Genomic DNA, 9,062 nt, shown 5'->3' on the forward strand with positions numbered 1-9,062 from the left:
GTAATTTGTGATTAGCGCGAAAGCCTGAATTTTCGTTAACTTTTTTCTAATTTATGGATCAAAATTTTTCTCACATTATGATTCAAAGCATACTATTTCGGGGTACGCATTTGCTATTTCGGGGTACGCATTTGCTACCAAAAGCTTAATTGTGCATTAAACTTGTTTGCTACCTTTGGCAAGATTTGCTACCACTTCCACTAACTTTTCTGGCTCAATTGGCTTGGAGACATGAACTTGGAATCCAGCTTGCAGAGCGAGCCTATGTTCTTCATCTCTAGCAAATGCCGTTAGTGCTACAGCTAGAATCTTCTCCTCTTGCTCTGCTTCCTGCGCCCGCACTTTCCGAATCAGAGAATAACCATCCTCATCTGGCATTCCAATATCACTGACTAGCACATCTGGTTTTAATCGTTCTAGTGCTTCCAGAGCTTCACCTACTGAGCTAACTGCCCTCACCTGCCCTCCAGACTGTTCAAGAACGAAGGCAATTAACTCCCGCGTATCGGCATTGTCATCGACAACAAGTATTTGCAAACCGTTGAGTATTGAGAGGTTATCTACTTTTACTTTACTCTCTTTAATTAACTGCTCTGGTTGCGGTTCTACCAGAGGCAACAACACTGTAAATTTTGCTCCCGTTCCTTCCCCTTCGCTAACTGCGTAGACTGTGCCTGAGTGCATTTCTACTAAATGGTGTACAATTGCCAGTCCCAGCCCTAAACCATTGTCTGCTCTAGTAGTTGTGCTATCAGCTTGACGGAAGCGCTCAAAAATATAAGGTAGAAAGTCAGTACTAATTCCCTTACCTGTGTCAGAGACAGTTATCTGGACATTTGAGTTTACCTGTTCCAGATGTACTTCAACTTGCCCTCCGCTAGGTGTGAACTTGACGGCATTAGAGAGCAAATTCCAGACAACTTGTTGCAGGCGTTCGGCATCACCCATCACTTCACCAACTGAAGAGTCAAGATTAAATTTAACTTGAATATCCTTAATTTCAGATGTGGGATGTACAATTTCAATTGCCGCCTGAATTATCGGCACAAGGTCAACTTTACAAATATTTAGGCGAATTTTTCCTTGTACAATGCGTGAGATATCCAAGATATCTTCAATCAGTTTTCTTTGAAGTTTGGCATTCCGCTCGATTGTCTCCAATGCCTTAGAGGTTATTGCTTCATCCCATTTGCGAATACGTATTACTTGAACCCAACCCAGCATAGAATTGAGAGGTGTACGAAGTTCGTGGGAAACGATCGCTAAAAACTCTTCTTTGATGCGGTTAGCTTCTTGGGCTTGCTGATAAAGTTGGGCATTTTCAATAGCGAATGCTGCCCGTTGAGCAAGTTCTTCAGCCATTTCTAGGTCTACAGTCGTGTAATGGCGTCCTGGTTGTGCAGACGCAAATAGAATTGTCCCCAGCTTGCGTTCGCGTACTAACAGTGGCACTACAATCTGAGACTTAACTTGGAGTTGACGCAGCAGACTAAAGTGTTCCTCGTTCGAGGACTTTTTCTGTAATGAAGACTCAAGAATGTTTGTAACTAGTTCTGGCTTCCCAGTCCGTAAAACTTTCGCTGGGCCATAATCAGCATCAACAGAAATTGGATAGCGTTGTTGGAGTTCTCGGATCAGCGTGTCCTTCGCTGGTTCAGATGCAACAATGACTGGGTTAGTGAAGAGTGGCAAATTATTTTCGATGACATCCACAATACACCAATCGGCGAGAGTAGGCACTGCTAATTGCGCGACGCTGGTTAGGGTAGTGCGATAATCCAAAGAAGATGCCAACACACTACTTGCTTCAGCCAAAAAATTAGAGCGTTTTTCTGCCGCTTGGGCTGCAATTCGGGCGGCTTGCTCATTAGAAAATAACTGCTGGCGCTGCAACTCTATACGCCGACGCTGGCTAATGTCACGCATTAGCCAGCGCAGAGCAACTGGCTTACCTAATTCGTTACGAACGGTAACTACTGTGAAAGCAACATCAAAACAGATTTTTTCTCGTGGTTGTAAACCCACTTCCCATTCCCCGCCCCGGTCGTTCTGCTGCAACTGAGTTAGGTAATTAAAAAAAGCTTGATGATCTGACTGGGCGATGAAAGTAAGTAGCGGTTTGCCAGTCAAAAATCGCTGTGAAACATTGAGGTGTATGGTAGCAGCACGGTTAGCTTCCAAAATAGTGCCGAATGTATCAGTTACCAAGTAACCATCAGGTGCAAAATCAAATAATTCTTGGTAGCGCTGACGCTCCTTCTCTATTACGATTCGTGTTGCTTGTAGCTCCTCGGAGGTGATTTTTAGTTCTTCTAAAGTGATTTGAAGTTCTTCAAAAGCTTCTGCTGTTAGCTCTTGCTCTGAATACGGCTCACTTGCAGTCCTTTGCACTAATCCCGTTACCCGTGAGCGCAATGTCTCTATTTGTTGACTGAAATCGTCTACATCCATATTGCTCACTTTGCAAAGACTAAGAAGCGTAAGTTAGATCAAATATCTGGCAATTGTAAATCTAAATTAAATTTACACTAAAAGCCGATCTCAAAACTATTGCTCAAAAGATAGAGGAAGTCATTCAACGGGCGAATGACACAATATACCGACTCGCCGCCGCTGTGTGGACTCAGGATATCACCAAAGCTCATGCGATCGCCAATAATCTTCGGGCTGGTACTGTGTGGGTAAATTGCTACGACGTTTTGGATGCTGCTGCACCCTTCGGTGGATTTAAGCAGTCTGGTATTGGTCGCGAACTAGGCGAATATGGCTTGCAGCAATATACCGAAGTGAAGACCGTTACCATCAAGTTGTAGTTCGAGCCGAAGAGGACAAGGGGAGGATTTTCTCGCTTTGTACCCTTATGCCCTTGTTTGTTTATTCATCCCCCTAAATCCGATCAAAAAAATCGATTTTAGGAGGATGATGAATGTGATATTTAATATGGGGTGGGCATGATAAATAGATTATGCACACAACCCTAAGAAAATTCTGATGATAAATGCGATCGCCAGTAGATTTCGCCAACTTATGGCTGGGAAAAAAAGCCCAATTGGCAGATATGACCATAAAAACAAAACCAGACGTTCCTTAGCACTGTATACCTGCATAGGATTAGTAGGTGGAATTCTGGCATTGTTCTTAATGGCGTCCCCAGGAGTGGCCCAAAAACCGGAACCCCAGCAATCCCCAAAACTCCAACAACCGTTATTAGTAGCTACACGAGTTATACCGCCCTTTGTGCTATCAAACAAAGAAGAGCTATCGGGATTCAGTATCGACCTCTGGCGCAGCATTGCTAACAAAATAGGTGTAGAGTCTAAATTTATAGAATATTCTAGTGTGCCGGAATTGCTTTCTGCTATTAAGGAGGGCAAAGCCAACTTGGGGATTTCAGCTATCTCAATTACAGCCGAACGCGAACAGAATTTTGATTTCTCATTACCTATTTTTGCTGGGGGACTGCAAATTATGGTCAGAAACCCAGAAAGCAACAACGGCGCCTTTCCAAATATTTTGCAATTGTTTTTCTCTGCTGCCCTATTGCAGGTAATAGGCGTTGCTCTGGTGCTAATTGTCGTAGCAGCCCATATTATTTGGTTATCTGAGCGTCATCACAAAGATGGGATGATTCCTAAATCATACTTTCCTGGCATTTTCAAAGCCTGTTGGTGGGCAGCTGCCACATTAGCAACCCAAGCTGACGAAATGCCCAAGGGAGTAATGGGACGCTTAGTAGGTATTGTCTGGATGTTCATCGGAGTACTTTTTGCCGCCTACTTTACAGCCAGCGCGACTACCTCCTTGACAGTGCAACAGCTTCAGGGCGATATCAGGAGCATAGACGATTTACCCGGCAAGGTAGTGGCCACAACTGCGGGTAGCACAGCCGCCACATACCTGCGAAAACATAAGATTTCAATTTTAGAAGTTACTAAGATTGAGCAAGCTTACAATGCTCTGCAAACAAAAAAAGCTGATGCCGTAGTGTTTGATGCACCTGTACTCCTCTTCTATGCTGCCAATGAAGGCAAAGGAAAGGTACAAATTGTTGGCAGTATCTTGCGTGAAGAAAGCTACGGCATCATCCTGCCCAACAACAGTCCCTACCGCAAACCAATTAATCAGGCTTTGCTGAGTCTCAAAGAAAATGGCACTTATCAATCGCTATATGATAAGTGGTTTGATGCTGAAAAATCTTGAAGAAAGGAGCAGGGGAGCAGGGGAGCAGGGGAGCAGGGGAGCAGGGGAGCAGGGGAGCAGGGGAGAAGTTGCAGTAAGTCTTTCCCCTCCGCACCTCTGCCCCTCCGCCCCTCTGCCCCTCTGCCCCTTCCGCCCAATACCCAATTCCCCACTCCCTACTCCCCACTCCCTTCTTTCGCAAGTTGAGCTTTTGCCTGTTGCCAGAGAGTTTCTAACTCATTCAAACTGTAATCAGAAAGGGGACGGTCAACAACCGCCTCCATTTTTTCTAATCGCTGGACAAAGCGCTGATTTGTGCCTTGCAAAGCGGTGCTGGGGTCAAGATTATGCCAACGCGCTAGCTGAATCACGGCAAATAGTAAATCGCCTAATTCGGCTTCTTGTCGTTCGGGTGTTTCCTCAGCTAAAGCTTGCTGGAACTCTCCCAACTCCTCATGAAACTTATCCCAAACACCCTGAATATTTTCCCATTCAAACCCGATCGCCGCAGCCTTTTGAGAAATCTTCATCGCCGCCGTCAGTGGGGGAAGAGTACGCCCATAACGAGCGAGTTTAGCACTAAATTTTTGCGCGTCTGGAGATGCTTCGCCCTTTTCCGCAGCTTTGATTTGTTCCCAATTTTGCCGCACCTCATCCACACTTGCCACCGACACATCACCAAACACATGAGGATGACGGCGGATCAACTTTTGGGAAATTCCCTGAGCGATCTCCTTGAGAGAAAATTGCCCAGATTCACTAGCGATTTGGGCTTGTAATACCACCTGTAATAATAAATCGCCTAACTCCTCAGCGATCGCACCCTGATCCCCACTCTTAATCGCATCCACCACCTCATAAGCCTCCTCAATCACAAAGGGTGTCAACGTTTCAGCAGTTTGCGCCAAATCCCAAGGACAACCACCATTAGGCTCACGCAACTTCGCCACCACCTCAATCAACTCCTGCAACGCCGCCAAACTCTCATCTTGCTTTTCCATACCTCTGCGTACCTCCGCGCTTCCCTCAGCGTTCCTTTGCGTTTAAAAAATTATTTCTTTACTCTCGCCCCCCGACTACCACCCCTCACTTTCCGCCTCTTAATTTTGCCACTAGGAAACAACCCCCGAACCCCCTGTTTTCTTACCCGCTTATAAGCCGATCCCCCCCAATCGCTAAGAGAATGACTCATCGCACCGAGTTCCAACCCCAAAAATAGGGCGATATATTCAGTATCGTATTGCACGAGCGATCGCCCCACAGTTTGTCCCAAATCCTGCCAAGTAAAACTTAGATTCCATAACCTTTGAGCGATCGCCAAAATGAAAATTGCCAAAATAGCAAGCAAACACCCCAGATAAATCACCCGCAGAATCGTGCCAATAATCGGCCCGTGGGATAAAAAAGAACGATGCCGCAGACTTTTTTGATAAGGTAGCCAAATCCAGCGCAAGAAACCCCAGCGTTGGAATTGCACAGAGTAAATATCCAAATCGGGGCCAAACATCAGCCCACCAAAGAGAAACCCGCCTGCAACCAACAAAGTCGCACTGCTACTGCGAGTTTGCCAAAAAGTAACGCCCGCCACCAATGGCAGAGCATACATAGTAATGCGATCGTGCGTCCGACCAGAGGGCATCCTAAATCCTGTTAGCGATAGCGAGGCGTTGAGCCAGTGCTGAGTAACTGAATACTGAGTCAGTATAAGAGAAAAAAAGATTTTCTTGAAACTACTAGCGCAATGCGAAATCTTTTGCTATATTAGTTAAGGATTAGTCAAACGGGCGGTTAGCTCAGTTGGTAGAGCGCCTGCCTTACAAGCAGGATGTCATCAGTTCGAGTCTGGTACTGCCCATTTAGTAAATAAAGGCTAGAGACAGCTTAGATGGAGTTTCTAGCCTTTTTTAAATGGATTTACAATCTCTAATTGATCGGCGACTACTAACCCATCTTGCATATCTTCTGAATAGAGAATACTTGCTCTTGCGGATAGCGCACAAGAAATAATTAGACTATCCCAAAAAGAAAAATTATATCGACTGCGGATATCTGATGCAGATTCAAAAATAGTCAGATTGAACTCTACCACAATACAGCGGCGATAAAGCGACTGAATCACAGCTTTAATTTGCGCTTCGTTAAAGGCTGCTTTTTTGAGCAAATTGGCAGCAACCTCATTCACAACCTGTGTACTAATGATGATTCCTTCAGCTTCTGTAATTGCAATAGCAATATTACGCTTTCTTATTCTTTCTGCAACCTCCATCTTGTTATCGTCAAATAAACGATAAAGCCAAACATTCGTATCAATAAAAGATGTACCAGAACTCATAATTATCGGTTATAAATTTCCTCACGACTGAATACACCATCAACTTGAACAGGATTTTCTGTTAATTCATCAATTATGTCTCTTTTTTTAGATGATTTTTTCGTCACCAAAACGATTACTTTAATATCATCTCCTTCACCAAGTTCTTGTTTGTACTCATCAGGAATCTGAATTAAACCATTTTGAATCTTTGCTTGAAACTCAACCGCATTTAGCATCTTTAACCTCTCTTATATTTATGGGGCTTCATCTATTATGAGCGATGCCTACGGTGGTCACTGAGCTTTGCCGTATCCCTTCGGGGAAGCAAGCTACGCGCAGCGTCTCGTAGAGAAGTGCGGGCTGCGCCAACGCACCAGTAAGATATTCCGCATTTTTATCAGATTCGTCAAAAATGCAGCAGTTGGAAAATAAGTTTGCTACGGTAACAAAACAATTAATCACTAGTTAATACTGAAGCCAGAAGGTCAGGACGAGACAGGTGTGGGCAATGTCCAGAAGGTAGTTCAATGGCATCGACTCCTAAACGCTTGTGTGCGGCGTAGCGTGACCATGTAGGAGATATTATTCGATCATTGGTACAAACAATATATTTATGTTCAACATTTGGCAAAGCTTTTAGAGGATTGGTTTCAAAAATATATGCCATAGATTGTTGCGAACGACTTTTCGAGATTGCCCACTGTGTTACATCTGGTTGACAATCATGAAAGAAAAACTCCCTTAATACTGCTTCGTCTGAATAATCTTTGCCTACGGAAGCTGGTTCATACATATCAGGCTCATCGTAGAACTGTTCGAGTTTACTTGGATCTTTTGGCTGGTAATTGAATGATTTGAGCGTATCAGAATCAAGACGATGAGAAAACTGGTTGAGTGTACTGACTCCAGGATATGGAAGTAGCGCCGCCACAAAAACTAGTTGACGCACTTTCACCGCTTCTGCAACCAAGGGAATTATAGTACCAGCCATTGAGTGACCGACTAGGACAATATCATCATCAGTTTTGGGCAGCGCTTGAATTACTACATCTGCAAGTTGGGACAAAGTAGCAGATGCATTTTCAATTGGTAAATCCATTGCTATGGTTTTGTGACCCTGTGCTTCTAAGTAGGGAATTAGCAAATCCCAACACCAAGTGGCTTGGAAAGCACCATGAACTAGACAATATAGACTCATATCAATTGAATAGTGGTAATGGTGGACGAGTTATTTAACTTCTCTTATTTTTTAGCAAATTTTAAACCTTGGCCAGGTAAGTTAAGTAGGTGGATCTAAATAAATATAAGATAGTTCGTCATTGGGAAGGAAGTGTTCGCGGAGCGTCTCTAAGAGTTGCAATCGCAAAGACTGAGATTGCCACGCTTCACTTCGTTCCGCTCGCAATGACATTTTATATTTAATTACGTCTACTTACTTATATCAGCACCTGCAATATATTCAAACAACAGTTAAAACAGGCTGAAAAGGTTGCAATAAAATACCCAAAATTTTATCAAATTCTTTAATATAATACTCAGTCGAATCTATATAAACAGTCGTCTCTTCTAAAAATAAAAACTTCCAGTTAGTTCCACTAGTAACCGAGCCATAAATTCGCCCAACTTCATTGCCTTGATTTTGATTGAACAGCTGCGCTGCAATCATTGCCGCTACACATTGACCCAGACCGCCGATAATATCTTCTTTTTTCGCTTCAAAAATAAACATTACCGGAGCAGAAAGAAATAATTGCTCCTGGGAATTGCTGATAATGTAATCGCAAAAGCCTTGCAAGCCTTGACTTGCATCAACATTAAATTCATTTCCAGAAAACAGCGAAATTTTATTATTTAATAATCGTCTGACCTCTGCGAGAATTGGTGCGATTAAAAACTCCGATCTAGCTTTTTCTGTTGAAATTGCAGTTGCTAAAGGAATGTAATCTATTAAAATCGTTCTGAGAGTTTCTGATGGTGTAACAGGTTTTGTATCAACAAATAAATTTCGAGTTTCATCGAGTGTTAAATCAAAACTCTTTTTCACCTTGGCGAGACTAAAATCGCTGTATGCCATCCTTCCACCTTGTGATTATCTATTATTAGGGTAATGTCCCCTTGTCACCCTTAACTTGATTTGCCAACTCTTTCGCTCTTGCCTGGGAATCAAACTTTAATTTATTATCCCACTGTTGTGCTTTGCCAAACTTTTCCACAGCGCCATTAATATCATCATTTCGCGCTAACTTCTCACCTTGGATAACTAATACTGTCGCACCTTGCACTAACCGCGATCGCGTTTGGCATGATTGCAACTCTTCTAACACTTCTGGATGGGCAATGAGGTAATTATTTAGCAAGTTGCAACCACTGAGTAATAAATTATCGAAATCCAAATCCCATAAAATTATTGTCTTGTCATCACTAGCAGAAGCTAACTGTTGTCCATTGGGGCTGTAGGCAACGCTATTGACCGAACTGCTATGACCAGTCAGGGTTTTGAGGGGTTTACCACTGCTGACATCCCAAATTTTGATGGTGTTGTCCCAACTTGCAGAAGCTAACTGTTGTC

Annotated in this window: 11 protein-coding genes and 1 tRNA gene; 3 read left to right on the forward strand and 9 right to left on the reverse strand. The window is 43.4% G+C overall.

What is annotated here, in order from left to right; translation table 11 throughout:
• Window positions 1–156: 156 nt before the first annotated feature.
• On the reverse strand, window positions 157–2,451 hold the full coding sequence (locus tag V7K61_RS05635; protein WP_335051721.1) for a PAS domain-containing hybrid sensor histidine kinase/response regulator: 2,295 nt from the start codon (window positions 2,449–2,451) through the stop codon (window positions 157–159).
• Between the two features lie 110 nt (window positions 2,452–2,561).
• Between V7K61_RS05635 and V7K61_RS05640 the strand changes: the two genes are divergently transcribed.
• Entirely contained in the window at window positions 2,562–2,813 is a 252-nt protein-coding gene (locus V7K61_RS05640) for an aldehyde dehydrogenase family protein (protein WP_335051739.1), read from the forward strand.
• 178 nt (window positions 2,814–2,991) lie between these two features.
• Window positions 2,992–4,200, forward strand: a complete 1,209-nt coding sequence (locus tag V7K61_RS05645; RefSeq protein ID WP_335051723.1) for a transporter substrate-binding domain-containing protein — start codon at window positions 2,992–2,994, stop codon at window positions 4,198–4,200.
• 155 nt (window positions 4,201–4,355) lie between these two features.
• On the opposite strand, the gene mazG is transcribed toward V7K61_RS05645, so the two are convergent.
• Window positions 4,356–5,180: a nucleoside triphosphate pyrophosphohydrolase gene (gene mazG / locus V7K61_RS05650; RefSeq protein ID WP_335051725.1), complete on the reverse strand. Its 825-nt coding sequence runs from the start codon at window positions 5,178–5,180 to the stop codon at window positions 4,356–4,358.
• Between the two features lie 50 nt (window positions 5,181–5,230).
• On the reverse strand, window positions 5,231–5,818 hold the full coding sequence (locus tag V7K61_RS05655) for a metal-binding protein (RefSeq protein WP_335051727.1): 588 nt from the start codon (window positions 5,816–5,818) through the stop codon (window positions 5,231–5,233).
• Between the two features lie 143 nt (window positions 5,819–5,961).
• On the opposite strand from V7K61_RS05655, the gene V7K61_RS05660 reads away from it, so the two are divergent.
• Window positions 5,962–6,034 (forward strand) — tRNA-Val (locus V7K61_RS05660).
• Window positions 6,035–6,073: 39 nt separating this feature from the next.
• Here V7K61_RS05660 and V7K61_RS05665 read toward each other — a convergent pair.
• The 6 genes from V7K61_RS05665 to V7K61_RS05690 all read right to left on the reverse strand — a co-directional run.
• Window positions 6,074–6,511 carry a PIN domain-containing protein gene (locus V7K61_RS05665; RefSeq protein ID WP_335051729.1) on the reverse strand — a complete coding sequence of 146 codons (438 nt, stop codon included), beginning with the start codon at window positions 6,509–6,511 and terminating at the stop codon, window positions 6,074–6,076.
• A 2-nt stretch (window positions 6,512–6,513) separates the two neighbouring features.
• Window positions 6,514–6,729, reverse strand: a complete 216-nt coding sequence (locus V7K61_RS05670; RefSeq protein WP_322677487.1) for a hypothetical protein — start codon at window positions 6,727–6,729, stop codon at window positions 6,514–6,516.
• A gap of 218 nt (window positions 6,730–6,947) precedes the next feature.
• Window positions 6,948–7,691: an alpha/beta fold hydrolase gene (locus V7K61_RS05675; RefSeq protein WP_335051733.1), complete on the reverse strand. Its 744-nt coding sequence runs from the start codon at window positions 7,689–7,691 to the stop codon at window positions 6,948–6,950.
• A gap of 81 nt (window positions 7,692–7,772) precedes the next feature.
• Window positions 7,773–7,904 (reverse strand): hypothetical protein, encoded by a 132-nt coding sequence (locus V7K61_RS05680; protein WP_335051735.1) that lies wholly within the window; start codon window positions 7,902–7,904, stop codon window positions 7,773–7,775.
• 48 nt (window positions 7,905–7,952) lie between these two features.
• Window positions 7,953–8,567, reverse strand: a complete 615-nt coding sequence (locus V7K61_RS05685; RefSeq protein WP_335051737.1) for a hypothetical protein — start codon at window positions 8,565–8,567, stop codon at window positions 7,953–7,955.
• A 25-nt stretch (window positions 8,568–8,592) separates the two neighbouring features.
• Window positions 8,593–9,062, reverse strand: a 470-nt coding sequence (locus tag V7K61_RS05690) for a WD40 repeat domain-containing protein (RefSeq protein ID WP_442936294.1), incomplete at its 5' end; no start/stop codon positions are given.

The sequence above is a fragment of the Nostoc sp. genome (assembly GCF_036918015.1).
GTDB lineage: Bacteria > Cyanobacteriota > Cyanobacteriia > Cyanobacteriales > Nostocaceae > Nostoc.